Here is a 25,072-nt window from a genome sequence, read left to right on the forward strand (position 1 = left end):
GACATGATCATTCCCCTAAATTTTGTTTTATTGGTTGCTTTCATTAATTCGATTACAAAGTTGAACATATGATGCATGGTAGAGAAACGAGAGTTGGAGGATAAGCCATGCCTAAACAGCAAACAGCAGAACTAAAACCATTTTTCCATAACAAAACAGTTTTAGTCACTGGCGGAACGGGTTCAATCGGGAGTCAAATTGTCAAACGCCTTTTGCTGCTTACACCTAAACAGGTGATTGTATTCAGCAAAGACGACAGTAAACAGTATGTCATGAGCCAAAAGTATGCGGAGGATAAGCGGCTATTATTTGTACTCGGAGATGTACGCGATCACAGAAGGGTGAATCAGGTGATGAAAGGCGTCGATATCGTCTTTCACGCGGCTGCGCTGAAACAGGTTCCGACATGTGAGGACCATCCATTTGAAGCGATCCAGACCAATCTCATCGGCGGACAAAATGTGGTGGAAGCTGCCCTTTCACACCGAGTGCAGCATGTCATTAATATCAGTACAGATAAAGCTGTATCTCCTGTGAACACAATGGGTGCCACCAAGCTGTTATCTGAAAAGCTGTTTCATCAAGCAAACCGCCACGTCCAAAACAAAGGAACCTTGTTTTGTTCGGTCCGCTTTGGAAATGTTCTCGGTTCCAGAGGTTCGGTCATCCCCATATTATTTGAACAGATGATGGAGGGTGAACCTCTGACCATCACAGACAAAAACATGACCAGATTTTTCATGTCAATAGACGATGCAGCTACATTAACATTACAATCGGCTGCTATTACAAAAGGCGGAGAAACTTTTATTTTCAAAATGGAATCACTGAAACTTGAAGAACTGATTCATGGGTTTGAAGAATATGCATCGCAGCACGGGCTCCCGCGGCCGGCTGCAGTAGAAGTGGGCAAGCGTCCAGGTGAAAAGCTTCACGAAGAATTAACATCTCCACATGAAATTGAATCACTGTATGAATGGGGCAACCTTTATGCGATCCTTCCAGAGCCGGAAAAACATCCTGACTTTCGCAAAGTCAATCTGCCTGGGTATCAATCAGATCAAGCCCCGCTCATTACGAAAGAAAGAATTGCTCAGATTATTGAAGAATTGCATCAAGAGAAAAAGGCATAAAAACAAGCCTGTCTATCCATTAGGCAGGCCTGTTTTTAACACTTTATTTATTAAAGAGATGCAGATAGCTTTCGTATCCTTCTTCTTTTAGCTTATGCTTCGGAACAAACCGCAGCGCTGCTGAATTTATGCAGTAACGAAGTCCGTTTGGCCCCGGTCCGTCATTAAATACGTGGCCAAGATGAGAATCAGCAGTTCGGCTTCTTACTTCTGTGCGAATCATGCCGTGGCTCGTGTCCAGTTTTTCTTCCACTTCTTCTTCTTCAATCGGCTTTGTAAAGCTTGGCCAGCCGCAGTGGGAATCAAATTTATCTTTGGATGTAAACAATGGCTTGCCTGACACAATGTCTACATACAACCCTTCTTCCTTATGATCCCAATATTCATTTTGAAACGGCGGCTCCGTGCCGTTATTTTGCGTTACTTCATATTGCATGCGATTTAATGATTTTATTTTTTCTTCTTTATTGTACGCCATTTATTTAGCCCCCCAATGCTCGCTGATAAATCCCGCTCGTCCGGAACCTGTCCGGTAGCGCTGATAATGTGCTGGATTCTTTTTATAAAAATGCTGATGGTAGCCTTCCGCTTCATAGAAAGGTTCAGCTTTTAAAATGTCCGTTACAATCGGATCTTTAAAGATGCCGCTTTCCGCCAGACGTTGCTTGGAAGCTTCCGCAAGCTCCTTTTGTTTATCATTATGATAAAAAATGGCTGCGCGATAGGAGCTGCCGCGATCAGCAAACTGCCCCCCGGCATCTGTCGGATCGATTTGCTGCCAAAATAATTCAAGCAGTTTTTCATAAGGGAATACATCAGGATTAAACGTGATTTGAACGGCTTCACGATGTCCCGTCGTTTCACTGCACACCTCTTCATACGTAGGGTTTTCAGTATGGCCGCCTGTATACCCGGACACCACTTTTTCAATTCCCGGCTGTTCGTCAAAAGGTTTAACCATACACCAAAAACAGCCTCCTGCAAATGTGGCGATTTCTTTTTTTTCAGACATACTGGTGCCTCCTTTGTTAATACGTGGTATTATTATATTATAGCATGTAAAAATAGAATGAAAATGATTCTGCTTTTCAATAAAATCTATAGGTTTTAAGCAATATGCTTATGTAATGGAGGTTCACAAATTTGAAAGTAAGAACACAGATGATGTACGATATGGAAACTTTACTCCGTAAAGTCTTTAAACAAATACGCAATGAAATCAATGAAATTTTAGATAAAGAGCTGTCGCGGAATGAATTCACCATTCTTCGGATCCTCAGTGAACAAGGGCCTAAAAAAGTCACTGAATTTGCGCCTATTTTAGAGGTATCGGCAAGCCACATTACGGCTGTGACCGATGCGCTGGTAGAAAAGGAATGGATTACGAGAATCAGATCGAAGGAAGACAGACGCATCATCCGCATTCATATCACTGAAGCGGGCGAAAAAGTCCTTCAGCACTTTAACGAGAAAAAAACGGAATATTTCTTTAAACGCTTTGACTGCTACACTGATGCTGAACTTGCCACGTTAATCGAGCTCTTCAGCAAACTTGATAAAAAACGGTAAAAAAAAGCACATACCGATATATAGGTATGTGCTTTTCGCAGTGCTTCACTTATTTTTCAGTAAACAGCTTCATTGCTTTCCAGCGGCCATATCTATAATACAAAAATGCCGCGCAGCTGCTAAATAAAAAACTCATTCCGATTCCAAGCCCGATTCCTTTTTGTCCAAGCCAAGCTGAAAATAGAGCTGTGAAAGGATATCTCAACACCCAAAACGAGATCAAATTTAATACCAGAACCTGCAGCATCGCTCCCGCGGCCCTGACGATTCCGTTCAGCACAAAATTAATCCCAATAAAAGGGTAGAAAAATGCGATCCACTTCAAATATTGTTCACCAAATGCGACCGCATCAGGCTCACTGATAAATAACCTTATGAGATATTTACCAAATACCCAAATCATAACCGCAATCACCAGCATGCAGGAAATAACAGCCATCACACCCAGCCTTGCAATTGTTCCCACTCTTTTTTCGTTTCCGATTCCAATATTTTGCCCTGCCATACTGTTGACGGCCGTACCGGCAGCCATTGCTGGAAGCGTGATGATGCTATCAAGCCGCTGCACCGCGCCAAAGCCTGATACCACGTGATCCCCGTATGAGTTGACAACACTCATAATCGCCATCATACCGCCTGTAATCACCATCATCTGCAGACCTGCCGGAATCCCGAGTTTCAAAATCAGCGCGGACTCTTCCCACTTGGGCATTCTCGGAATCGAGAATGGCACAAGCTTGTGTTTGATGACATAAAACAACCCATACAGAAACGCAATGCCCTGTGACAAAATCGTTGAATAAGCTGCTCCCGCTATTCCCATGCGGAACAAAGAAATAAAGAGCGGCGCAAGCACTGTATTCAGTACAACAGCAAACGCAATAAACCGGAGAGGTGTCTTGCTGTCGCCCAGCGCACGAAGCACAGTACTGATAAAGTTATAACCAAACAAAAATAAAATGCCGATAAATTGAATCTGTAAATACGCCTCAGCAAGCGGTATCATTGACTCCGGCGTTTTTAGAAGACGCAGCAAAAGCTCTGAGAGAAAAAAACCGGCAACGCCGAATCCAATGCTTAGGCCTGTTAATAAAACAACAAAAGCGTTAATATACGACGCCATTCCTTTTACATCATCTTTTCCTTTTTGCTGAGATAAAATTGTTAACGTCGCATTGTTAAGGCCCAAAATAAAAGACAGCACGGTCAAAACAATCGTGCTTGATACCGCGGCTGCCCCAAGGGCCTTTGCCCCCAGTAAATTGCCAATCCACAAGCTGTCTATAAATTGAAAGGAAACCTGCAATGCGTTTCCGAGCATAATAGGCATTGAAAACAGTACAAGCTGTTTCAGCACGTTCCCCTGTGTAAAATCGTATGCTTTCATCTTTTCTCCTTGTGTTCTCAAATTTTCTTCGGACCGCACGAAAAAAGAGACGTTGTTTCATGTCTCTTTTTTCATGACTTATCGGTTTTTTTTCGGTCTCGCATACCGAATGTAAACACCATCACACTTAGAAACAAGGCACAATAGGAAACATTCAAATACATTTGATCCATGTCTTCAGCGGCCAGATGATGATAAGCAAGCCAGCCGAAGTACAGGGAAAATGTAAAGGATAATAAACTGAAATACTGGTAAATCCGTTTCATTTTCAGTCACCTCTATTGTTTAGGATGGTAATAGGAAAACTCAATTTCATCTTTTTCTAAATTTATCTTATCCGCTTTGACATACATTCCATTCGTTAAAGGCATTTCTGACAAACGCACTTCAATGCTTTTATCTCCGGGGTGAACATGGACAAATGACGGCAATTCATAAAAGCTGTCCATATAATTTAACACAAAGCTAATTGGTATACTCAATTTCCCTAACGAAAATTTCGTGACATTCAGCTCTACATCACCGTTTTTTTTCACGGTCGGCTCAAAAGCGATAAACGCATCAATAGACGTGGAAAATGCCTTGATTTTCCCTGCGACATGAACATCATCATCAATCTCTACTTTATAATCAAGCTTGTTTGATGCTTTGTCGTTTAAATATGAGTTAACAAACGCAGCTAATGATTCTTTTGTGCTTGTCACTTGAAATCCATACTCGCTCTCAGATGAATCCTTCACCTGAGCCTGTTCCCCCGGGAGCAAAACAAGTGCCAAAAACCCGGCGGCGAGGATAAAATTGATTGCAAGCAATATAAAAAACAGTCGCTTCCACTTATTCATGCTGTCACCCTACTCTTTCGGTAATCCTTCTTTTTTAATGGCTTGATAGACGCGCTTTGCGATAAGAGAATAACCCGTACCATTAGGATGAAAATCATCTTCCTCAGAAATTCGGCTGCTGTCACTTTTTTGATTGAACAAATCTTCGATATGAATGATTTTTGCATGTTTATCTTTTTTCAGCTCTTTTTCAGCAATATGGTTCCAATCCGTGACGACACCATTTATTTCATTTAGTTCTGATAATGTAAACGTAAACGGATTGTACATGCTGACATAAATCAGCTCAGCGTGATCATTCAGCTCGCGAATTTCAGAAATGATTTTTTCAAAGCGCTTTTCGTACGGTTTTTCCGCTTCCTGAAACGGTTCAACGGTTAATTGCAGAAAGTTTTGGCGAAGGATTTTCATCAAATCATTACCGCCAATTGTAAAAAAGACATAATCTGCGTCCTTTATGCCTTTTTGAACCTTTTTATCTTTTAGTTTTTCTAATAAATCATCCGAACGGTTCCCTTTTACAGCATAATTTTTCACGTCGACCGTTTTGACTTGTTTATCTGACCGGATAGAATCCGCCACCTTGCCGACATATCCCTTTTCGTCGGGATCTCCGACTCCTTCTGTCAGCGAATCTCCGACAGCCGCTATGACAATGTGTTCTTTTGTTTTCGTTTCATGGGCTTTTTGTTTTCCCTCAGATGATGTACGTATGCTCGTACACGCAGTAAGAAGCAAAATCAAACTGGCCATGATTGAAAAAATGCGCAGCTTCAATCTTGTTGCTCCTTCCCATTCTACTAGTGGAAAGTGTATCATGTTTTAGAAGATTTGCAAATGCCTAGTCTTCTAGCTTACTTGAGTGTACTGGCTGACTTCACATCGGAAATGATATCATCGTACGGTGTATTCTCTACTCCATTGTAATCTTTCAGCACCTTACCGTCCGGACCTACCAAATAAAAAGAAGATTGATGAATCACTTGGTCCTCTCCCTCCGGCTTCTTTACGATCGCTTTAAAGCTCTTAAGTGCAAACTCCTCAATCTCACTCTGGCTGTATCCCGTGAGAAAATCCCAGTTATCAAAAGATAATGGATAATTTGCGGCAAATTTCTTCAGCTGTTTCGGCTTATCGTTTTCTGGGTCAACACTAAATGATATGATGCGGACATCTATATTTTCGGCTTTCAGTTTTTTTTGCAGATCAGTCATATGAGCGGTCATTGGCGGACATATAGTTTCACAATTGGTAAAAATAAAATCCGCCAGCCATACTTCTCCTTTTAAACTCTCTAAAGAAACGTTCTTGCCGTCTTGGTTTTGAAATGTAAAAGGCTCCACCTCGTAATTAAGCGGATTTTTAATCTGCTGTCCTCCGCATGCACACAAAAACAGAAAAAACAGCCCAGCCGTTAACCCCTTGATAACCTTCATGACATCCACCCTTTCCAGCCAACATAAAAACGCTTTCTAAAACCGTCCTTACTGTCCCATGTTTGTATTCGATACTGAGCAAAAAAAATCCTGCATGCCTCCCCATTAACGATTACAAAGGAGGGCATGCAGGTAAAAAACGGCATGTTACGCGTTGTGCTTTAACACCTCTTGATGAAATACAGCCTGATAATCTGCCCACTTCATCCGGCGCTTCATATAATGTCGGAAAGAATACACTTTTGCCCTGCTGTTTGATGAAAACACTTCTTTTAAGTAGAATTGCAAATGGTGATGTAACATAAAGAAATAGTGCTCATCTTCCTTTAATACAGGTATTTCTGTCACTTTCACCTGAATCCCGTCACCGCGTTTGAACTCTAGGCTTTTGAGTAACAAGCTATCAATCCTCTTTTTTGTTTTTCTTCTATTATATATGATGCCAGCCGGGCTGTCTGTCATTTTGCGCGGTTGTGTAAAAAAATTAGATTAGCAAATGGAACAAGTCCTCATCCTTGTTCACCTCTACATAATGAAACGGTTTTTTGTTCATCCGTTCAATCAGCGGCCCATAATCGGCTTTGTTCTGCAGCTCGATGCCGACAAGAGCAGGTCCGTTGCTTTTATTATTTTTCTTCGTATATTCAAACCTTGTAATGTCATCATTCGGCCCGAGGACTTCGTCAAGAAATTCGCGGAGCGCCCCCGCTCTTTGCGGAAAGTTGACGATAAAATAATGCTGAAGACCTTCAAAAATCAAGGAACGCTCCTTCATTTCCTGCATTCTTCCGATATCGTTATTGCCCCCGCTTACCACACACACCACGTTTTTCCCTTTAATTTCATCCTTGTACAAATCAAGCGCTGCGACAGAAAGAGCTCCAGCCGGTTCAGCAACAATCGCACATTCGTTATATAATTCAAGAATGGATGTACATACTTTTCCTTCAGGCACAAGGAGAATGTCATCAACGACAGATTCCAGCGTCCGGAAGGTTTCCTCGCCAATTTTTTTAACAGCCGCCCCATCTACAAACTTATCAATTTTATCAAGTGTGACGACATGCCCAGCTTTATTTGATTCAAAATAGGATGCCGCTCCCGCCGGCTCAACAGCAATTATCTTTGTATCAGGGGACACGTTTTTCAAATATGTACCTACCCCAGAGAGAAGGCCGCCGCCTCCGACACTTGCAAAAAGAAAATGCGGTTCTGTATCAATGTCGTTTAAAATCTCGACCGCGAGCGTTCCCTGTCCGGCCATCACATCCGGATCATCGAACGGATGGATAAACGTCCGAGATTCCGCCTCACAGCATTCAACAGCGCTTTTATACGCATCGTCAAACGTATCGCCTGTCAAAATAATATCGATAAATCCTTTTCCGAATAGTTCAACTTGAGATACTTTTTGTCTCGGTGTAGTAGACGGCATAAAAATTTTCCCGTGAATTCCAAGATGTTTACACGAAAATGCCACACCTTGAGCGTGGTTTCCGGCACTTGCACACACAACCCCGTTCTCTGTCTGCTCGCTGGAAAGCTGTTTCATTTTATGATAAGCCCCTCTGAGCTTAAAAGATCTGACAACTTGCAAGTCTTCACGTTTTAAATAAATATTGCATTCATATCTCTCAGAAAGTCTGTCATTCCTCTGCAAAGGTGTGTGAATGACAACGTCCTTTACGTTTTGGTGAGCCTTCAAAATGTCTTTCACTTGGATGAGAGAGTTTTCTTTAAGCAACGGTTTCATGTACAGATTCCTTTCTTGTTTTAAATCCCTATTTAATATGCCATTATAACACGAATATTCAAAAAATAAGACAATTATTTTTATTTAATAATTAAAAAAATACAGACTATGTCCACCACATCTTGTGGTAACTTCTGTTCAACCATTATCCTGCAGAGCCAAGAAAAAAGATGATCGTAAAATAAAGGGTGTTTTCAACCAAAAGGCATGATATAATGAAACCAATTAGAACCAAAAGGAGCCAATTGATGAATAGTGCACCAAAACTCAATACATTTCAACATCTAATCGGAGAACATCAAACTTTCCTGGAAGCGAAGCGAATCGCCAAGCAGTTCTCGTTATCAGAGCTTCCTGTCTTAATAACAGGAAAAATCGGAACAGGCAAAAATCACTTCGCACATGCCATACACTTGGAATCTTCGAGAAGCAATGAACCGTTTATAATCGTCAATTGCAGCACCCATTCGGAAGAAACCCTTATTCATGAGCTTTTTGGCCCTAACGGAAACACAGGTGTTTTTCAAAAAGCGGTACGAGGAACCCTTTTTCTTGATGATATATGGTGCATGCCTGCTTCTGTACAAGCTCAGCTGTTAAAAGCGCTTGATTCAGACACGGAGAAACCGCGAATGATCTGTGCTTCTGCAGACCGATCCGTGGAACATACCTTCAGGCAAGACTTATTCTACAGACTGAACATTTTAACGCTCACACTGCCCGAATTATCGGAACGAAAAAGCGATATTCCGCTTTTGACACAGCATTTTCTCTCAAATTCCGATCAGCAAATGTTAATCGATCCCTCCGTTTTTCAGGTGCTTGAGAAGCATACATTTGAAGGCAATGTCAGGGAATTAAAAAACGCTGCAGATTATATGGCGGCAGTATCAAGCGGAGGAACGATTCAGCCATATGACCTGCCGCCATATATTAGAGGCGCGATAGACGGAAAAACGTCGAAGAAAAAAGCGAAGCTGCTGACTTTAATGGAAAAAGCTGAGTTTTTATTTATTTTGGAAACAATAAAAGTATTGAACGAAAAAGGAGAACCTGCCAGCAGACGGATCATTTCTGAACACAGCAAAAATACCCAAACCTCGTTAACTCCTCAGCAGGTCAGAAGCCGTCTCGACTATTTGGAGAAAAAAGATTATGTCACCAAAAGCCGCGGACGCGCAGGCACAAAAATTACCTTTGAGGGCTTGAGCTTTATAGAGACGTTAAAAAATCAAATGATCTAGCGATCGAAAGGAGAATGTACTTGTTTACAATCAAAGAAGAGATCGCCAATGCGATTACACACGGCATCGGTGTCCTCTTATCCATCCCAGCATTAGTGTTTCTAATCATATTTGCGGCTAATTACGGGTCTGCATGGGACATTGTCAGCTTTACAATATTCGGTGTCTCTATGCTGCTGTTATATTTGAGCTCCACCCTGCTCCACAGCATCACACATAAAAAAACGAAGGACATTTTGGAGATTATTGATCATAGCGCGATTTACGTACTCATCGCCGGAACCTACACGCCTTTTTTGCTTGGGCCGCTGAAAGGCACACTCGGCTTTACCCTGTTGGTTATCGTATGGTCACTTGCCCTAGGCGGAATCGTTTTTAAAATTTTCTTCGTGAAACGGTTTATCCTATTGTCAACCTTCGTGTATTTAGTCATGGGGTGGCTGATGATTATTGCAGTTAAACCTTTATATGCTTCACTGAGCGGAGCAGGATTCAGCCTCCTTTTTCTCGGCGGCATTTTATACTCTGTCGGAACCATCTTTTACATTTGGAAAAAGATCCCCTTCCATCATGCCATTTGGCACAGCTTTGTATTAGGCGGAAGCGCTGCTATGTTTTTCTGCGTGCTCTTCTATTGTGTAAAGGTGCCGTTCCTTTCGTAACAGTAACAGAAAAGCGCAGTCTTCACGACTGCGCTTTTTTTATGCACGTAATTGTTTTTCATTGGCAGGTATATAAGCTTTTGAAAAGGACAATTCAATGTCTGCCGGTTTTAAGCGTTTAAAAAACGAGCCCTTTTGCATGTTATCTGTTCCTTTCGTTTCCACCATCACCAACGGAAGATGATAGCGGGCCGCAAGCTCTACAGGATCAATAGAACCATCTAGTGAAAGAATCAGGCTTTGTCCCTTTTCCAGCTGTTTTTTCACATCTTCATATACCTTTTCTGAATCACCGTCTGAAATCACATCCATCCGATCCAACCATTGCCCGATAAAAGGCAAGCGGAACACTTTTGGGTTGGCGATAAAGCCGGCCGGTTCCTCAATATATCCAGCAATTAAGGCCAGTTCAGCCAAACGCAAACGGGGATGCACATACAAAACAGGACCGTGTGGTATTGGCTCTGGCTGATGGATCGTCACAACTGAACCGGAAATGCCGATACAGCCTTCCAAAAACGCCTTTGGCTGTTCGTACACAAGAGTCATCTGTTTTTTGTATGACAGACGGGGATCGAGCATTGTTTGATTAAATAATTGTTTCATATTTTTTAACAGCATATACACAATATAAACCACTAGAAGGCTGTAGCGAACCAATTAAAATCCTCCCGCTTTAGAAGAATTCTTTTTTTCATACATTAGAAATTCGTAATCATACGGGTTTTTTTCGTCTTTGATCCCCTGCTCAGAAGAAACCAGCTTCCAATTGGATTCATCAAATTCAGGGAAGTGACGGTCACCCTCAAACTCGTGATGAATTTTCGTCATATACAGTCTGTCCGCATAAGGGAACAGGTCCGTATAGAGCTGAGCTCCTCCGATCACAAAGCATTCTTCAGGGCCTGAACAAATGTCCAGTACATCCTTTAATGAACTGACAACCGTGCATCCCGGAAATTCTGAAGCCGGCGCTGAGGTAACGACAATATTTTTCCGATTTGGAAGCGGACGTCCGATCGATTCAAATGTTTTCCGGCCCATAATGATTGAATGGCCCGATGTTACTTTCTTAAAGTATGCAAGATCATTGGGCAAATGCCACGGCAAATCATTGTCTTTGCCGATAAGCCTGTTGGCATCCATCGCAAAAATGAATGAAATCATACGCTGACCGCCCCTTTTATATGAGGATGCGGATCATAATCCTCGATGATAAAGTCCTCAAATGCAAAGTTAAAAATAGAATCAACCTTTCTGGCGAAACGAAGCTTCGGAAGCGGTCTAACATCTCTTTCCAGCTGCAAATTGACTTGTTCAATATGATTTTGATAGATATGAACATCACCAAATGTATGGATGAACTCGCCCGGTTCAAGCCCAGTCACATGAGCAATCATCATGGTTAGCAGGGCATAAGATGCAATATTAAACGGCACACCTAAGAAAACATCGGCAGAGCGCTGATAAAGCTGACAGGACAGCTTGCCGTCAGACACATAGAATTGGAACAGGCAATGGCACGGCGGCAACGCCATTTTATCAATTTCACCAACATTCCAGGCGCTGACGATTAAGCGTCTGGAGTTCGGATTTGTCTTAATATCTTCAATAAGACGGGAAATTTGATCAATGGTTTCTCCATCAGCTCCCCGCCAAGAACGCCATTGGGAGCCATATACAGGTCCAAGTTCACCGTTTTCATCAGCCCACTCATTCCAGATCCGCACTCCGTTTTCCTGCAGATAGCGTACATTCGTATCTCCTTTTAAGAACCACAGCAGTTCATGCGCAATTGATTTAAAGTGGAGTTTTTTAGTGGTGAGCATCGGAAAGCCTTCCCGTAAATTAAATCTCATTTGATATCCGAAAGTGCTGATTGTTCCGGTCCCTGTCCGGTCTCCCTTTTTCTCACCATGCTCTAAAACATGTCTGCATAAATCCTTATACTGTTTCATTTTTTTCATCCTTTAAAAGTAGTCTTCTAGTAGTGTAACACAATAAAAAATCATTTCTGAACCCAGAAATGATTTTTTTATAGTCAGCTGACGACAGGCTTTTCATCCTGTTCTTTTTCTTCATCTTGCAGATCCTGATGCGTATGGGCAATTCTGCTCGCCGCTGCTGCAGCAAGAGCTGCCACAATATCATCCAAAAAGGTATGAATACCGTCTGGACTTTCATCAAGTTCCTTAATAATTCCAATCTTCTCTTTATCCAAATAACCGAAATTGGTCAAACCGATCGACCCGTACACATTAACGATTGAAAGCGGGATAATTTCATCTATGCCGTAAAGCGGTTCATCCGTTTCAACAAGGTGCTGCAGGGGCTCGGGGAGAAGCTTCTGTTCTGCAAGCTGATCGAGTGCAAGGCCTGTCAAAACAGCATGAATAATTTCACGTTTGTTCAGGACTTTTTCTACATTCTCCATGCAAACACTGAGCGGCAGATTTGGATTGTATTTTTCCTGAAGTTTTTGAACAATCCGCGCAATATCTTCTATCATAACGCCCCGTTTGTTCAGCATATCCTTTGTTATATCGACCATTTCATTCATTGTGTACTTTTTCATGTCTAATGGCATCTCCTTTAGGCACTCATCCAGTTGGGAGGCGTGTTGCGGTCCCAGTAAATGCTCCCAAGCTCATGATGTGATTGAAATCCATCTTCTGCTGTATGATAATGAAAATTAAACCAGTAGCCGTCATGAGGCGGGTGGTCTCTTCGCACATGGAATCTGAGAAGATCTTCTCCAGTTGTCCGATTGTAAACGTTGAAAATTTTTTCCGTTTTGCCCGCTGAAGGCATGCTTGAGATCACAACATCTTGGTACGCCTCATCATCTTGCAATGTCGCTAAATAATCACTAATCACATTTTCGATTTTTGGCAGGATCTCTTTCCGATAGTCATCCTCAATGACCGGAGCGATTCTGCTGCCGAATTTTAAAAAGGACTGATCCTCAGCGCTGTCAAGGAGCTGTTCCTTGTACGATTGAAAAAGCAGTTCAGGATCTCGCCTGTCATCCGACTCATCATCGTACAGGTCATGCTCATCATAAAAAGCGGTGTAATCATTCTGCTCAAGACTGCTCGGCTGTCCGGAAGGCTTGTCCGCCATAAGGGCAGCCGGAGGAGATACGAGCCCGAACGTTACAATGGTAAATAAAACCACAAGGGTCTTTCTCATCCACAATTTCATGACTGCTTATTCCTCTCTATTTTATTGTCATGTTTCTCTTATTTTAGCACATCCAAAACATGCAAGTCATGTACTATATGAAACTGAAATGCAAATTAGGAGATTCGTTGCTATGCACTTTGTGTAAAAACGCTTACAATATTCCATGAAAGGAGGCTTTCCGCATGATTGACGCTCTGTTTGCCACAGTTTCACTCTTAACATTGTTATACTTTGTCGTCATGGAGGTCACCGATTAACAGAAAGCCCGTGATATGAATCACGGGCTTGTTTGAATGACGCCATAATGGAACAGTGCTGTCTTTCTTTTCATGACGTTAAAACCAAACTGTTCAAACCGCGGGCTTTTCCAGTGGTCTTTTAGCACAACGCTTTTTCTGGCGACTCGTACCGCTTCATTGATACATCCTTCGTGCAAAACGGAACCCTCTGCCAAATCACGTAAAGGCGCGATGCCGTCAGAGGTCTCTACAGGTTCATGAAACATTGGATCGAAATAAACCACATCAACAGAGTTGTCAGGAAGCTGCTTGATGTATTCTAAGCAATCACCATTCTTCACCTGGATTCTTCTCATCGCAGCTTGAAGCTCTTCTATACCCGTTTCCCATGAATGCAGCCCCATCCTCACTAAAACAGACACAAGATGGTTTTTTTCAATCCCAACAACAGAACCCGTTTCGCCTACCGCCATACTTGCGATAATGGCATCTGACCCCAGCCCGAGTGTGCAATCTAAAAACGTATCTCCTTCAGATAAGCCGGCAGCCCGAAGCATAGGCTCTTGCTCGCCCCGTAAAAAGCGTTTGGCTCTGAACATCGCTGTATTCGGATGAAAAAAGAATTTGGCACCTTGTTTCGTATACAGCTCAAACCGCTCTTTGCCGACCACAAGCAAATCACGTTCAGCTGACTTCAGCAGGTGTTCAACCGTTTGTTTATTGCGGCCGCAGTATGGCATATTTAGCTCTTTAGAAAGCTGCTTTGCGGTTTTTATGGTGTGTTCAGACGGTCTATAGCTTGTTGTTATCATCTTCTGTACTCCCAAAAAGAAAATGCCCGGAAAACGGGCATTTAGCAGTGCGCATCGAAGGCAGCAGTCAGATTTTTCATAATTTCCTCCATATCGTGTCCTTCAATTTCATGACGCGGAATAAAATGTACGACTTCTTTGCCTTTCAAAAGAGCCATTGATGGTGAAGAAGGCTCCTGGCCAGTAAAATACTCACGCATTTTCGCAGTAGCTTCTTTATCTTGGCCCGCAAAAACAGTCACCGTATTATCAGGTGTTTTGTCATTCTGGAGGACTGCCTGCGTAGCCGCAGGACGCGCAAGGCCTGCCGCGCAGCCGCATACAGAGTTAACGACTACAAGAGTTGTGCCCTCTGCCTTTTCCATAAAGTTTTCTACTTCTTCCGCTGTTGTTAACTCTTCAAAACCTGCTCCAGTCAGCTCGCGGCGCATCGGTACGACAAGCTGGCGCATGTATTCTTCATAAGCCATTGACATAAAAAAAGCCCCCTCTAGTATCCTTCATCTGAAGTAAAGGATACTATAGAGAGGGCCGGATTTCAAATGTTCACGCCTTAAAATAAAAGAAAGTGTCCCCAGCTATCTAGATTTTCATAATACCGCCGGTGTTGGCACTTGTCACAAGTTTAGAATAACGTGCCAGGTAGCCGGTTTTCACTTTCGGTTCAAAACCTTTCCAGTTCGCTTTTCGTTTTTCCCACTCTTCTTCTGGCACTTGTACATCCAAGATACGTTTTTCAATATCAACGATAATATGGTCTCCGTTTTCCACAAAGGCAAGCGGCCCGCCCTCAGCTGCCTCAGGTGATACGTGGCCGATTGAGAGGCCACGGGAGGCTCCGGAAAAACGTCCATCCGTAATCAATGCCACTTTTGGTCCGAGTCCCATTCCAACGATTTGGGATGTTGGCGCCAGCATTTCCGGCATGCCAGGTCCGCCTTTTGGCCCTTCGTATCTGATGATGACAACGTCGCCTTCTTTTACTTTTCGGTTGATAATGCCGTCAAGCGCCTCGTCCTGAGAATCGAATACGACAGCCGGCCCTTCGTGTCTTGTAATCCCATTCTGTACGCCGCCTGTTTTAATGATAGCGCCGTCCGGAGCTAGATTACCGAATAAAACAGCAAGGCCACCCTTTTCAGTGAATGGTTGATCCAGCGGATGAATGACGTCATAATCCTTTACTTCATGTCCGGCAATGGTTTCTCCAAGAGTTTTCCCTGTAACAGTCAGCGCATCTAAATGAAGCGCTCCTTCTTTCTTGGAAAGCTCATTCAGAGCCGCTGACACGCCGCCCGCTTCATGAAGATCTTCAATAAACACATCCGATGCAGGCGCCAGCTTGGCCAAGTGCGGCACGCGCTCAGCGACTTCGTTAATGCGTTCTAAAGAGTATTCAACGCCGGCTTCGTTTGCAAGGGCAAGCGTATGAAGAACGGTATTTGTAGAACCTCCGAGCGCCATATCGAGTGCAAACGCGTTATCAATCGCTTTTACTGTAACGATATCACGCGGTTTGATATCTTTGCGAATCGTTTCCATTAATTGCGCAGCCGATTTTCTCACAAACTCTTTGCGTTCCGGAGATGTCGCCAGAATGGTTCCATTACCCGGCAAAGCAAGACCAAGTGCTTCTGACAGACAGTTCATTGAGTTCGCCGTAAACATGCCTGAGCAAGACCCGCACGTTGGGCATCCGAACTGCTCTAGTTCTTGAAGCTCGTTTTCGTTGATTTTCCCTGCTTGGTAGGCGCCTACCCCTTCGAATACTGAGGAAAGGGAGATTTTTCGCCCGTCACTTGTTCTTCCTGCCGCCATCGGTCCGCCGCTGACAAAAATCGTCGGAATGTTGATGCGCATTGCCGCCATAAGCATTCCCGGTGTGATTTTGTCGCAGTTCGGAATACAGACCATTCCGTCAAACCAGTGTGCGGATACAACCGTTTCCACAGAGTCTGCGATAATTTCACGGCTTGGCAGCGAATATCTCATACCGATATGCCCCATTGCGATGCCATCATCTACCCCAATGGTATTAAATTCAAACGGCACGCCCCCTGCTTCTCTGATTGCTTCTTTTACGATTTTCCCAAACTCCTGCAAGTGAACATGACCGGGAACGATATCAATGTATGAATTACACACCGCAATAAACGGCTTGCCGAAATCCTCTTCTTTTACCCCTGCTGCACGAAGCAAACTGCGGTGCGGAGCTCTATCGATTCCTTGTGTGATCATATTACTGCGTAATTCTGCCATGGTGATCCTCCTAAATTCTTTCAATTGTTTGATTGGATTTTATTTTGACAATTTTCAGTTTATTTATGGGCTGTTTTTGCAAATAAGATAAATACAGGCCGCCCTCACCTTGTTTTGTTCTTTCATGTTTTTATATTTATATAGCTTTCTTTCGATTTGAACCCTCCAACTATTAATATTGTTACTTACTATAAATAGTTTTCGGATATTTTTCAACAATATTCGAAATAATTTTTATAAAAAGTGAATTCACATAAAAAAGGTGCATGATCTGCACCTTTTTTATCTTTATTCGCCTTTTTTTCTGCTTTCCGTCATTTGTTTCCAAACAGAACCTTTTGCTTCTTCTCCATGCTCAATACGTTCAAGCGCCATTTTGACTTGAAGGCTGACCTCAAATTCGGGGTCATCTTCGGCAGCGCGCAAAGCTTCAATTGCACTTTCATCGCCGACTTCGTACAGGAACATGGCCGCACGCCAGCGAACAAGCTTGCTGGAGTCGCTTAACGACTTGATCATAGCAGGAATGGCTTGAGGATCGCCGATATCAGACAGGCAGTCTCCGGCCGTTCTTCTGACTGATACAGCTTTGTCCTCAAGTGCTTTATACAATAGAGGAAGAACATCAGGTGTTTCAATCATTCCTAAGTACACAACAGCCTGTCTTCTGATGGACACCTTTGGATCATCCAATGCCTTCTGTAAAACCGGGATATCCTCTTCTTTCGGATCCATCTGTTCCAAGTGTGCATAACGCTTTTTCCAGTCCTCATCATCCAGCATGTCAAGCGTTACTTTGTACGCTTTGCGCTGTACAGCTTGTTTTGCTTCGCCCTTTCCTTGAGCGGCTGCTTCAGTCAGTCGTTTCAGCCGTTCATCACTGTATGCCGCCTGAAGCTCTTCTGTCACGTCATGGCCGATTTCATCAAAGTCACCGAATCTGACACCTTGTTCTTTCCAAGCCCGCTCAAACACAACATTGGAAGCTTCAGATCTAAGTTTTAAGATCGCCTGCTGAAAGCGTTCAGGTAAGCCGAAGCGTTCTTCCCGCTCTCCATCGGTTAATTTAACTTGCATAGGAATGCCGCTGAACATCTGCACAAAAACTTTTACCTCTCCATAAGATTCTTGATCAGAACGATTTTCTTCTGCGCTTTCAGCACTTTCCATCCCAAATGCAGTGCGGACTTGCGGTAAAATGTCTTTCCAGTCGTATCTTGCATTCCGTTCAACAGCAAGAAAATCTGCGACGTGATATACCCCTTTAACTCCATCTATTTTAAGGATTTCCGCTATAACAGGCGGTGCGCCTTCTGCTTGCTCAGGTTTATAGTTATTGCTTTTACCCGCCGGAAGCTCTTCCGTTAAGATGACTTTCATTGTATTCGGGCTTGGTGTAGGTTCAATTGATTTTATCTTCATGATCGTCCTCCTATAGCATATCTGTGACTTATTCTATCATAGTCGCTCCAAGCCTTCTATTACGACGTTTTGGCATCAATCCCGGGTATTTCTTTTTCTAATTGGCGGACAAACTGAAGCATAAAATTGTGTCTTTCTTCTGCCAGTTCCCGTGCAGTGTCTGTATTCATCATATCTTTCAGCCGCAGCAGCTTATGAAAAAAATGAGCGTAGGCGCTTCGATCATCTCCATAAAGGCCATGCCCGTTTGCGCCCGCAAACATGAAAGCTCTCGCAATGCCGACAGCACCAATCGCATCAAGTCTGTCAGCATCCTGTACGGCTTTTCCCTCAATTGAGAGCGGCTCGTTCGCCAGCTTTTCCCTGTCTCGAAAGGACATCCTTGTTATAATATGAATCACTCTGTCTGCATTCTCTTTTCCTACTCCGAAAAAAACGAGCTGATCATATACTTCGCTCACAGAAAGCCTGACCGTGTCAGGCAGCTTCACATCAATTAAATCATGAACCAAAGCCGCCGTTTCAACAATGAACAAATCCGCTTTTTCCTTTTCTCCAATATACGCTGCAAGATCTGCTACTCTTGATACATGATGCCAGTCATGTCCAGAGCTTTCCTTAGTCAGGATAGATTGAACCCATGCCCTGATTTGCTCTTCCTGCTTCAATTCCTTCATAAAAGCACCCTCTTTTTATTGCTCTAATAGCTTCACGATATCGTCTTCCAGCTCTTTCGGATTTGTATTTGGTGAATAACGGCCAACGATTTCTCCATTTCTATCCACTATAAATTTCGTGAAATTCCACTTGATCGCCTTAGTTCCCAGCATCCCTTTCGCATGTTCTGTCAAATACACAAACAGCGGGTGGGCGTTTTTCCCGTTTACATCCACTTTTGAAAACATAGGAAATGTAACACCGTAATTTGTTTCACAAAATTCCTGTATGTCAGCCTCTTCACCAGGCTCTTGGTTCATGAATTGATTGCAGGGGAACCCTAAGATCTCCAGCCCCTCCTGCTGATATGTATCATATAATTCCTGCAGCTGCTTCAATTGGGGAGTAAAACCGCACTTACTTGCTGTATTCACGATCATCAGTACCTTTCCCGCGAAAGGCTGAAGTGTCATGTCTTTCCCTGTGATGGTACGTACCTTCATATGATAAATAGACATGTAAGTCCCTCCTATTCCCTGGTGCTGATTATTTTACCTTTTTTAAATCGCAATTCAAAATGTAAACATCAATTAAGAACTCATAAGAAACTTAACGATATGAGCGTCCGTTCATTATCAATTCATATGGCTCATTTTTTATCTTATCATTCTATAAAACATTACAATTCCCTCTGACATCTTTGAAAATCATTTTACTGTGAAACCAAAAGGCATGTCAGTGCGTTTTATTTAAAGAGTTTTCTGTTGTTTCCCCCTCAACACGTATAGATAGATTGAAAATTGGCGTGAAAATTCCTATAATGAAGAAAATTAAACGGGGAAATAATGGAGGTGGCACGTTGCCTATTAATATACCTACACACCTGCCGGCAAAACAGGTGCTTGAAAGTGAACATATATTTGTAATGGATGAAAGCAGAGCATTTCATCAGGATATCCGGCCGCAAAAAATTATTATATTAAATTTGATGCCGAAAAAAATCCAAACAGAGACTCAGCTTCTCAGATTGCTTGGAAATTCGCCTTTACAGGTTCATTTCACATTTTTAATCCCAAGCACACACACGCCGAAAAATACTGCGAGAGAACACCTTGACGAATTTTACACGACTTTTTCCAATATCCGTCACAAGAGGTTTGACGGCATGATTATCACCGGTGCGCCGATCGAGCATTTGGCGTTTGAAGAGGTTTCATATTGGGAAGAGCTCAAGGAAATTATGGAGTGGAGCAAAACAAATGTCACTTCAACCTTGCATATTTGCTGGGGTGCTCAAGCAGGTTTGTATTACCATTACGGTGTGGAAAAAATTCAAATGCCGAAAAAAATCTTCGGTGTGTTCGAACATACCGTTCTTTCAAAACACGAAAGATTGGTAAGAGGTTTTGACGAGCTATACTACGTGCCGCATTCCCGGCATACAGATATAAATATGGAACAGCTTCAAGCAGTGCCCGAGTTAAACATTCTTACCGCATCAAAGGAAGCCGGGGTTTGCTTAATTGTGTCTAAAGACGAAAAACAAGTCTTTTTGACAGGGCACCCTGAATATGATACAAATACGCTCCTTCAAGAGTATGAAAGAGATTTGGAACGAAACCTTTCTACTGTCGAGGCACCTAAACATTATTTTGCAAAAGGCAGCAACGAGCCAGTGAATCGCTGGAAAGCGCATGCCACATTATTGTTTATGAATTGGCTGAATTATTACGTTTACCAAGAAACTCCTTATGAATGGGACTAATTTTTCTTTTTTAGTGATACGCTGAGCAAAAAATATGATAAAATACATCTGATTCAGTCTGCGTATAACAAAAATTTAAAATACTGGAATCCAAATCATTTAAAATTAGCTTAACTTTTTCACTGCATTAATAATTCGATTATGTATTTGTGTTATGTTTATGTATAGACAATAACTCCTTACGATGCATGAAGCTTGCTTGTTGTTGATTACATTGAGGTGAATTTACTTGAATACCAATAAAAGAGTATTAATTTTGACTGCAAATTACGGAAATGGACATGTGCAGGTAGCCAAAACACTTTATGAACAATGTGTACGGCTCGGCTTTCAGCATGTAACAGTTTCTAATTTGTACCAAGAGTCAAATCCGATTGTTTCAGAGGTAACTCAATACCTTTATTTAAAAAGCTTCTCAATCGGGAAACAGTTTTATCGTTTGTTTTATTACGGAGTTGACAAAATCTATAATAAACGCAAATTCAATATTTACTTTAAAATGGGTAATAAAAGATTGGGCGAACTTGTCGATGAACATCAGCCCGATATTATTATTAATACATTTCCGATGATCGTCGTGCCTGAATACAGACGCCGAACTGGAAGAGTCATTCCTACCTTCAACGTTATGACTGATTTTTGTCTTCATAAAATTTGGGTTCACGAAAACGTGGATAAATATTATGTGGCGACAGATTACGTGAAGGAAAAACTGCTGGAGATCGGCACTCATCCAAGCAACGTAAAAATCACAGGAATTCCAATCAGGCCGCAATTTGAAGAATCCATGCCGGTTGGCCCGATATATAAAAAGTACAATCTTTCACCAAACAAAAAAGTGCTTCTGATCATGGCAGGTGCTCACGGTGTATTAAAGAACGTAAAAGAGCTGTGCGAAAACCTTGTCAAAGATGACCAAGTGCAAGTGGTTGTCGTGTGCGGGAAAAATACGGCTTTAAAAGAATCTTTGAGTGCGCTTGAGGCGGAAAATGGTGACAAATTAAAAGTTCTGGGCTATGTGGAGCGCATTGATGAGCTATTCCGGATCACAGATTGCATGATTACCAAGCCTGGCGGCATTACTTTGACAGAAGCCACAGCCATCGGTGTGCCTGTCATTCTGTACAAACCCGTGCCTGGCCAGGAAAAAGAAAATGCAAACTTCTTTGAAGACCGCGGAGCTGCCATCGTCGTGAACCGCCATGAAGAGATTCTCGAGTCAGTCACTTCCCTTCTTGCAGATGAAGATACCTTGCATCGCATGAAGAAAAACATTAAGGACCTTCATTTAGCAAACTCCTCTGAAGTGATTTTAGAGGATATCCTGAAGGAATCAGAAATGATGACTGCCAAACAAAAAGCCAAAGCACTATCTTAATGGCGTACTAGAGAGCATACGAAAATCGTGTGCTCTTTTTATTTATATTCAGCCATTAATAAAAGCGGTTACATTTTTTTATGAAACTTGCCCTTCTTTTGAAAAATAAGCCGTTTCACAACTTGACGGGTGCTCCCAGATGGTGTATAGTTGAACCATCATTTAACAATGAATCAACGTTAAATGGTGACAAAATTTTTTTTAGCACACGGGTGCTACAGTACTAGGAGGAATTAAGCAATATGCAAAACGGTAAAGTAAAATGGTTCAACAACGAAAAAGGATTCGGCTTCATTGAAGTTGAAGGCGGAGACGATGTATTTGTTCACTTCACAGCTATCGAAGGAGATGGATACAAATCATTAGAAGAAGGACAAGAAGTTTCTTTTGAAATTGTCGAAGGTAATCGTGGACCTCAAGCTTCTAATGTTGTAAAACTCTAAACTCAATACATGATGATGAGATGACAAATAGAGGAGAGGCATTCGCCTCTCCTATTTGATTTTCATCTGGATTTCAATCGCCAAAATGTTTTGTTTGCACCTCTGTTCAATCTCTTCAACATACTTTTCCATTGACGGTTTTCCTTTTTTCGCGATATCCGCCAGTTCTTCTAAATCACTGTATATTTCTATAAATGTTTTGTGAAGGATCAACTTCAAGTCTTTATCATCCATAGCTGCGTACCCCTTCTCTATCAAGATACCTCAAATAGTAAAACAGTCCTATTTATTCTGGTTCAATAGTTATATCGGCTTATTTTTATTTTCTTTTCTATTTTGGTACATAAATTTCAAAAAAACTCTGCAAAATAATGGCGGAGGTGTTTTTGGTGACTTCAGAATTTCATAATGAGGATCAGACTGGCTTTACGGATAAGCGGCATCTGGAACTAGCGGTGGAAACAGCGCAGAAAACAACAGGAGCTGCGACGAGAGGCCAAAGCAAAACATTAGTCGACTCTGCATACCAAGTCATTGAGGATGCTAGAGAACTGTCACAATCTGAAGAGCTGGCAGCTCTCGATGATCCTGAATTTGTAAAGCAGCAACAGCAGCTGCTAGATGACAGCGAGCATCAGCTCGATGAATTCAAAGAATAAAAACCGCAGCTTCTGCGGTTTTTATTTTTAGTGGCTGGTTAAGACATCTCCGTATTGTTTCAGCTTTTCACCAACCGTACATTTATTGATACAAAATGAATGCGCATAAGTTTTGCCAAATTCTTTGCGAAACTGCTTCTTAATAAAACAGTCCTTGCAATATTCATCGTGCAGTTCTGTCAGTTCTTTAAAGATCATTTTCTTATCCAATTTCGTCATCTCCGTTACGGTCTAATTTCGTGTGGCTTTCTACGAATTGATGGGATAGAATTTTTTTAGCGAGGCCGTCAGCTTCCTGATTGTCTTTTCGTTGTATCGTTTCGTAGGTTGGAGTAAGCTTCAGCGATTCAAGGAGTGCTTCTATTTTGTCCAGCCATTCATTATGAGATGGATCATAACAAGGCCAGCTGCCGTCAAGCTGATTCAGCACAACAAGCGAGTCCCCTTTGATTGTAATTGAATTTCTGCTTGCCCCAAGCTCTCTTACTTCTCTTATTGCTTCATAAAGCGCTGCGTATTCAGCTTCATTATTGGTTTTCAGCCGGAAGCTTTTATTTTTTCTCAAGCGATGCCGGGTTCCTCCCAATGAATAATAGATGACGATCCCGAGACCGGCCAGTTCGCTCTCCTTATCAAAACTGCCGTCAAAATAAACAGTAATGTCATCAGGTTCTTGAGCAAGCTCCTCTGTCAGCTTTTCCAATTCCTTCAGCGTCCAGCTGCCGCCTTTCTCGTCTTCGAACTCTAGCTCCTTCATGTATGGAAAACGGCCAAGTTCTCTGGCGAGCATACGTGCCTGCTGTGCTGTCAGCCAGTCTTCGCTAAAAAATGAGACGGATCCCGTTCCTTTTGCTTCTATTTTCAAATGCGGTCTGAGCTTCATTACAATCACCTTACCATTCATTAGTTGCCGGGCTTATGCTATAATCAAACCAATCTTACCCCGGAAAGGAAGCTTTTTCATCTTGTTTAATAATTCGTTTTGGATCTTTTTTGCGATCATTCATTTTATCATTGTTCTTTTATTTTATAAAGGATTTGGCAAAATGGGACTGTTTGTTTGGATCGGTTTTGCGACAGTCTGCGCCAACCTCCAAGTCGTCAAAACAGTCGAACTGTTTGGCTTAACAGCGACACTCGGGAATGTGATGTATGGCACAATCTTTTTTGCGACAGATGTGCTGAATGAAAAATACGGACCAGCTGAAGCCAGAAAAGCGGTATGGCTCGGATTCTCAACGCTCCTGACGCTGACATTTGTCATGCAGGGCGTGCTGCTTTTCGAACCGGCTTCCAGCGACATATCACAACCAGCGCTGGAAACGATCTTCGGATTCCTTCCGCGAGTTGCGTTAGGAAGTCTGCTTGCCTTTATCTTCAGCCAAACGCTGGATGTTTATGTATATTCGGCAATTAGAAGGATATTTCCTTCTGATCGGCTTTTATGGCTCAGAAACGGCGGCAGTACAGCAGTCAGCCAGCTGTTTGATACATTCATATTCACTGCAGTCGCCTTTCTCGGCATTTATCCGGCAGGCGTGTGGCTTCATATTTTTATTTCTACATATTTGATTAAGTTTGCGGTATCTTTGATTTCATTGCCTTATGCATATGCAGCCAAAAAAATGATACCTAAAGATGAAAGGAGTTCATAATGCCTACAGAAATATACGTAGACGGAGCAAGCGCTGGTAATCCCGGGCCTTCCGGTATCGGCATTTTTATCAAACATGAGGGAATAGCAGAATCCTTCTCTATTCCAATCGGAGTGCATACAAATCAGGAAGCGGAATTTCTTGCATTAATTGAAGGGATGAAGCTATGTGCAACGCGCGGGTATCAATCGGTTTCCTTTCGAACCGATTCAGATATTGTGGAACGCGCCACTGAGCTTGAAATGGTTAAAAATAAAACGTTTCAACCGTTCGTAGAAGAAATTATCCGATTAAAAGCGGCATTCCCTCTTTTTTTCATCAAATGGATACCGGGCAAGCAAAACCAAAAAGCCGATCTTCTGGCAAAAGAAGCGATTCGGCTGAATGAAAAGAATTAAATCTTGATCATTGGTTCATCCTAATGGCGAGGTGAACTAACATGAAAAAGAAAGATAAAGGCCGGCTGACCGGCGGTGTTACTCCGCAAGGCGACCTGGAAGGCAATACACATAATGACCCTAAAACAGAGCTTGAGGAAAGAGCAAAAAAAAGCAATACAAAACGCTAGAGA

Annotated in this window: 35 protein-coding genes; 12 read left to right on the forward strand and 23 right to left on the reverse strand. The window is 42.4% G+C overall.

Features of this window, described 5'->3' with window-relative positions; translation table 11 throughout:
* Window positions 1-107 precede the first annotated feature (107 nt).
* Window positions 108-1,133, forward strand: a complete 1,026-nt coding sequence (locus AC0OMU_RS07385) for an SDR family NAD(P)-dependent oxidoreductase (RefSeq protein WP_014477115.1) — start codon at window positions 108-110, stop codon at window positions 1,131-1,133.
* 43 nt (window positions 1,134-1,176) lie between these two features.
* Here AC0OMU_RS07385 and msrB read toward each other — a convergent pair whose 3' ends face one another.
* Together msrB and msrA are read right to left on the reverse strand one after the other, a co-directional pair.
* Window positions 1,177-1,611, reverse strand: coding sequence for a peptide-methionine (R)-S-oxide reductase MsrB (gene msrB, locus AC0OMU_RS07390; protein WP_014480061.1), 435 nt, complete (start codon window positions 1,609-1,611; stop codon window positions 1,177-1,179).
* The gene (msrA, locus tag AC0OMU_RS07395; protein WP_014477117.1) at window positions 1,612-2,145 is read right to left on the reverse strand and encodes a peptide-methionine (S)-S-oxide reductase MsrA; all 534 of its coding nucleotides are present in this window, start codon (window positions 2,143-2,145) and stop codon (window positions 1,612-1,614) included. It lies immediately after the preceding gene.
* 131 nt (window positions 2,146-2,276) lie between these two features.
* Between msrA and AC0OMU_RS07400 the strand changes: the two genes are divergently transcribed.
* A complete protein-coding gene (locus AC0OMU_RS07400) occupies window positions 2,277-2,702 on the forward strand; it encodes a MarR family transcriptional regulator (protein ID WP_004398634.1) in 426 nt (141 codons plus the stop codon).
* Window positions 2,703-2,751: 49 nt separating this feature from the next.
* Here the strand turns inward: AC0OMU_RS07400 and AC0OMU_RS07405 are convergent, their stop codons facing one another.
* The 7 genes from AC0OMU_RS07405 to ilvA all read right to left on the reverse strand — a co-directional run bounded on the left by AC0OMU_RS07405 (window position 2,752) and on the right by ilvA (window position 8,120).
* Window positions 2,752-4,089 (reverse strand): MATE family efflux transporter, encoded by a 1,338-nt coding sequence (locus AC0OMU_RS07405; RefSeq protein ID WP_474241030.1) that lies wholly within the window; start codon window positions 4,087-4,089, stop codon window positions 2,752-2,754.
* A 71-nt stretch (window positions 4,090-4,160) separates the two neighbouring features.
* Window positions 4,161-4,355: a protein YpmT gene (gene ypmT, locus AC0OMU_RS07410; RefSeq protein ID WP_003230808.1), complete on the reverse strand. Its 195-nt coding sequence runs from the start codon at window positions 4,353-4,355 to the stop codon at window positions 4,161-4,163.
* Window positions 4,356-4,367: 12 nt separating this feature from the next.
* Window positions 4,368-4,931 carry a YpmS family protein gene (locus AC0OMU_RS07415; protein ID WP_015383904.1) on the reverse strand — a complete coding sequence of 188 codons (564 nt, stop codon included), beginning with the start codon at window positions 4,929-4,931 and terminating at the stop codon, window positions 4,368-4,370.
* Between the two features lie 9 nt (window positions 4,932-4,940).
* On the reverse strand, window positions 4,941-5,708 hold the full coding sequence (locus AC0OMU_RS07420; protein ID WP_015383905.1) for an SGNH/GDSL hydrolase family protein: 768 nt from the start codon (window positions 5,706-5,708) through the stop codon (window positions 4,941-4,943).
* Window positions 5,709-5,785: 77 nt separating this feature from the next.
* Window positions 5,786-6,367 (reverse strand): cytochrome c oxidase assembly accessory protein ScuA, encoded by a 582-nt coding sequence (gene scuA / locus AC0OMU_RS07425; protein ID WP_014477121.1) that lies wholly within the window; start codon window positions 6,365-6,367, stop codon window positions 5,786-5,788.
* Between the two features lie 147 nt (window positions 6,368-6,514).
* Complete coding sequence (locus AC0OMU_RS07430) at window positions 6,515-6,766, reverse strand: YpmP family protein (protein WP_004399020.1); 252 nt, start codon at window positions 6,764-6,766, stop codon at window positions 6,515-6,517.
* Window positions 6,767-6,851: 85 nt separating this feature from the next.
* A complete protein-coding gene (ilvA, locus tag AC0OMU_RS07435) occupies window positions 6,852-8,120 on the reverse strand; it encodes a threonine ammonia-lyase IlvA (RefSeq protein WP_015383907.1) in 1,269 nt (422 codons plus the stop codon).
* 248 nt (window positions 8,121-8,368) lie between these two features.
* Between ilvA and AC0OMU_RS07440 the strand changes: the two genes are divergently transcribed.
* Window positions 8,369-9,364, forward strand: a complete 996-nt coding sequence (locus AC0OMU_RS07440; RefSeq protein ID WP_015483351.1) for a sigma 54-interacting transcriptional regulator — start codon at window positions 8,369-8,371, stop codon at window positions 9,362-9,364.
* 20 nt (window positions 9,365-9,384) lie between these two features.
* Window positions 9,385-10,026 (forward strand): PAQR family membrane homeostasis protein TrhA, encoded by a 642-nt coding sequence (gene trhA, locus AC0OMU_RS07445; RefSeq protein ID WP_004398522.1) that lies wholly within the window; start codon window positions 9,385-9,387, stop codon window positions 10,024-10,026.
* A gap of 39 nt (window positions 10,027-10,065) precedes the next feature.
* On the opposite strand, the gene AC0OMU_RS07450 is transcribed toward trhA, so the two are convergent.
* The 11 genes from AC0OMU_RS07450 to AC0OMU_RS07500 form a co-directional block, all read right to left on the reverse strand.
* Window positions 10,066-10,686, reverse strand: coding sequence for a lysophospholipid acyltransferase family protein (locus tag AC0OMU_RS07450; protein WP_015483352.1), 621 nt, complete (start codon window positions 10,684-10,686; stop codon window positions 10,066-10,068).
* Window positions 10,687-11,193: a dihydrofolate reductase DfrA gene (gene dfrA, locus AC0OMU_RS07455; protein ID WP_015383909.1), complete on the reverse strand. Its 507-nt coding sequence runs from the start codon at window positions 11,191-11,193 to the stop codon at window positions 10,687-10,689.
* A complete protein-coding gene (locus AC0OMU_RS07460) occupies window positions 11,190-11,984 on the reverse strand; it encodes a thymidylate synthase (protein WP_063335199.1) in 795 nt (264 codons plus the stop codon). Before AC0OMU_RS07460 ends, dfrA begins: the two co-directional genes overlap by 4 nt.
* Window positions 11,985-12,067: 83 nt before the next feature.
* Complete coding sequence (locus AC0OMU_RS07465; RefSeq protein ID WP_003230797.1) at window positions 12,068-12,601, reverse strand: phosphatidylglycerophosphatase A family protein; 534 nt, start codon at window positions 12,599-12,601, stop codon at window positions 12,068-12,070.
* 17 nt (window positions 12,602-12,618) lie between these two features.
* Window positions 12,619-13,230, reverse strand: coding sequence for a YpjP family protein (locus AC0OMU_RS07470; RefSeq protein ID WP_009967559.1), 612 nt, complete (start codon window positions 13,228-13,230; stop codon window positions 12,619-12,621).
* Window positions 13,231-13,489: 259 nt separating this feature from the next.
* On the reverse strand, window positions 13,490-14,263 hold the full coding sequence (locus tag AC0OMU_RS07475) for a class I SAM-dependent methyltransferase (protein WP_047182772.1): 774 nt from the start codon (window positions 14,261-14,263) through the stop codon (window positions 13,490-13,492).
* A 41-nt stretch (window positions 14,264-14,304) separates the two neighbouring features.
* On the reverse strand, window positions 14,305-14,739 hold the full coding sequence (gene brxA, locus AC0OMU_RS07480; RefSeq protein ID WP_003230794.1) for a bacilliredoxin BrxA: 435 nt from the start codon (window positions 14,737-14,739) through the stop codon (window positions 14,305-14,307).
* Window positions 14,740-14,845: 106 nt separating this feature from the next.
* Window positions 14,846-16,522, reverse strand: a complete 1,677-nt coding sequence (gene ilvD / locus AC0OMU_RS07485) for a dihydroxy-acid dehydratase (RefSeq protein WP_009967560.1) — start codon at window positions 16,520-16,522, stop codon at window positions 14,846-14,848.
* 288 nt (window positions 16,523-16,810) lie between these two features.
* Window positions 16,811-17,944, reverse strand: a complete 1,134-nt coding sequence (locus AC0OMU_RS07490) for a conserved virulence factor C family protein (RefSeq protein WP_474241031.1) — start codon at window positions 17,942-17,944, stop codon at window positions 16,811-16,813.
* Between the two features lie 59 nt (window positions 17,945-18,003).
* Window positions 18,004-18,621, reverse strand: coding sequence for an Mn(2+)-dependent (deoxy)ribonucleoside pyrophosphohydrolase (gene hdhQ, locus AC0OMU_RS07495; RefSeq protein ID WP_015383915.1), 618 nt, complete (start codon window positions 18,619-18,621; stop codon window positions 18,004-18,006).
* Between the two features lie 15 nt (window positions 18,622-18,636).
* Window positions 18,637-19,119 (reverse strand): glutathione peroxidase, encoded by a 483-nt coding sequence (locus AC0OMU_RS07500; protein WP_015383916.1) that lies wholly within the window; start codon window positions 19,117-19,119, stop codon window positions 18,637-18,639.
* A 341-nt stretch (window positions 19,120-19,460) separates the two neighbouring features.
* Here AC0OMU_RS07500 and metA point away from each other — a divergent pair, with 341 nt between their 5' ends.
* From metA to cspD, 4 genes are all read left to right on the forward strand, one after another.
* Entirely contained in the window at window positions 19,461-20,366 is a 906-nt protein-coding gene (gene metA / locus AC0OMU_RS07505; RefSeq protein WP_004398721.1) for a homoserine O-acetyltransferase MetA, read from the forward strand.
* A 229-nt stretch (window positions 20,367-20,595) separates the two neighbouring features.
* Window positions 20,596-21,744 carry a diglucosyl diacylglycerol synthase gene (locus AC0OMU_RS07510; RefSeq protein WP_015483359.1) on the forward strand — a complete coding sequence of 383 codons (1,149 nt, stop codon included), beginning with the start codon at window positions 20,596-20,598 and terminating at the stop codon, window positions 21,742-21,744.
* 80 nt (window positions 21,745-21,824) lie between these two features.
* On the forward strand, window positions 21,825-21,971 hold the full coding sequence (locus AC0OMU_RS07515; RefSeq protein ID WP_144052042.1) for a hypothetical protein: 147 nt from the start codon (window positions 21,825-21,827) through the stop codon (window positions 21,969-21,971).
* Window positions 21,972-21,986: 15 nt separating this feature from the next.
* Complete coding sequence (cspD, locus tag AC0OMU_RS07520; protein WP_003230776.1) at window positions 21,987-22,187, forward strand: cold-shock protein CspD; 201 nt, start codon at window positions 21,987-21,989, stop codon at window positions 22,185-22,187.
* A gap of 51 nt (window positions 22,188-22,238) precedes the next feature.
* Here cspD and degR read toward each other — a convergent pair whose 3' ends face one another.
* Window positions 22,239-22,421, reverse strand: a complete 183-nt coding sequence (gene degR / locus AC0OMU_RS07525) for a transcriptional regulator DegR (protein WP_003230774.1) — start codon at window positions 22,419-22,421, stop codon at window positions 22,239-22,241.
* A gap of 155 nt (window positions 22,422-22,576) precedes the next feature.
* Here degR and AC0OMU_RS07530 point away from each other — a divergent pair, with 155 nt between their 5' ends.
* Window positions 22,577-22,846, forward strand: coding sequence for a DUF2564 family protein (locus tag AC0OMU_RS07530; RefSeq protein ID WP_474241032.1), 270 nt, complete (start codon window positions 22,577-22,579; stop codon window positions 22,844-22,846).
* Window positions 22,847-22,873: 27 nt separating this feature from the next.
* Here the strand turns inward: AC0OMU_RS07530 and AC0OMU_RS07535 are convergent, their stop codons facing one another.
* Together AC0OMU_RS07535 and AC0OMU_RS07540 are read right to left on the reverse strand one after the other, a co-directional pair.
* On the reverse strand, window positions 22,874-23,056 hold the full coding sequence (locus AC0OMU_RS07535) for a zinc-finger domain-containing protein (protein ID WP_015483361.1): 183 nt from the start codon (window positions 23,054-23,056) through the stop codon (window positions 22,874-22,876).
* Window positions 23,049-23,729, reverse strand: coding sequence for a ribonuclease H family protein (locus AC0OMU_RS07540; protein ID WP_015483362.1), 681 nt, complete (start codon window positions 23,727-23,729; stop codon window positions 23,049-23,051). The genes AC0OMU_RS07535 and AC0OMU_RS07540 overlap by 8 nt, the downstream gene beginning before the upstream one ends.
* A gap of 82 nt (window positions 23,730-23,811) precedes the next feature.
* Between AC0OMU_RS07540 and AC0OMU_RS07545 the strand changes: the two genes are divergently transcribed.
* Genes AC0OMU_RS07545 through sspL form a run of 3 tightly spaced genes read left to right on the forward strand, consistent with a single transcriptional unit; the run spans window position 23,812 to window position 25,069 of the window.
* Entirely contained in the window at window positions 23,812-24,501 is a 690-nt protein-coding gene (locus AC0OMU_RS07545; RefSeq protein WP_047182776.1) for a queuosine precursor transporter, read from the forward strand.
* Window positions 24,501-24,899 (forward strand): reverse transcriptase-like protein, encoded by a 399-nt coding sequence (locus tag AC0OMU_RS07550; protein WP_015383923.1) that lies wholly within the window; start codon window positions 24,501-24,503, stop codon window positions 24,897-24,899. The genes AC0OMU_RS07545 and AC0OMU_RS07550 overlap by 1 nt, the downstream gene beginning before the upstream one ends.
* A 41-nt stretch (window positions 24,900-24,940) precedes the next feature.
* Complete coding sequence (sspL, locus tag AC0OMU_RS07555; protein WP_003218255.1) at window positions 24,941-25,069, forward strand: small, acid-soluble spore protein L; 129 nt, start codon at window positions 24,941-24,943, stop codon at window positions 25,067-25,069.
* The last annotated feature ends 3 nt before the right edge of the window (window positions 25,070-25,072 follow it).

It is taken from the genome of Bacillus sp. FAU18 (assembly GCF_056033885.1).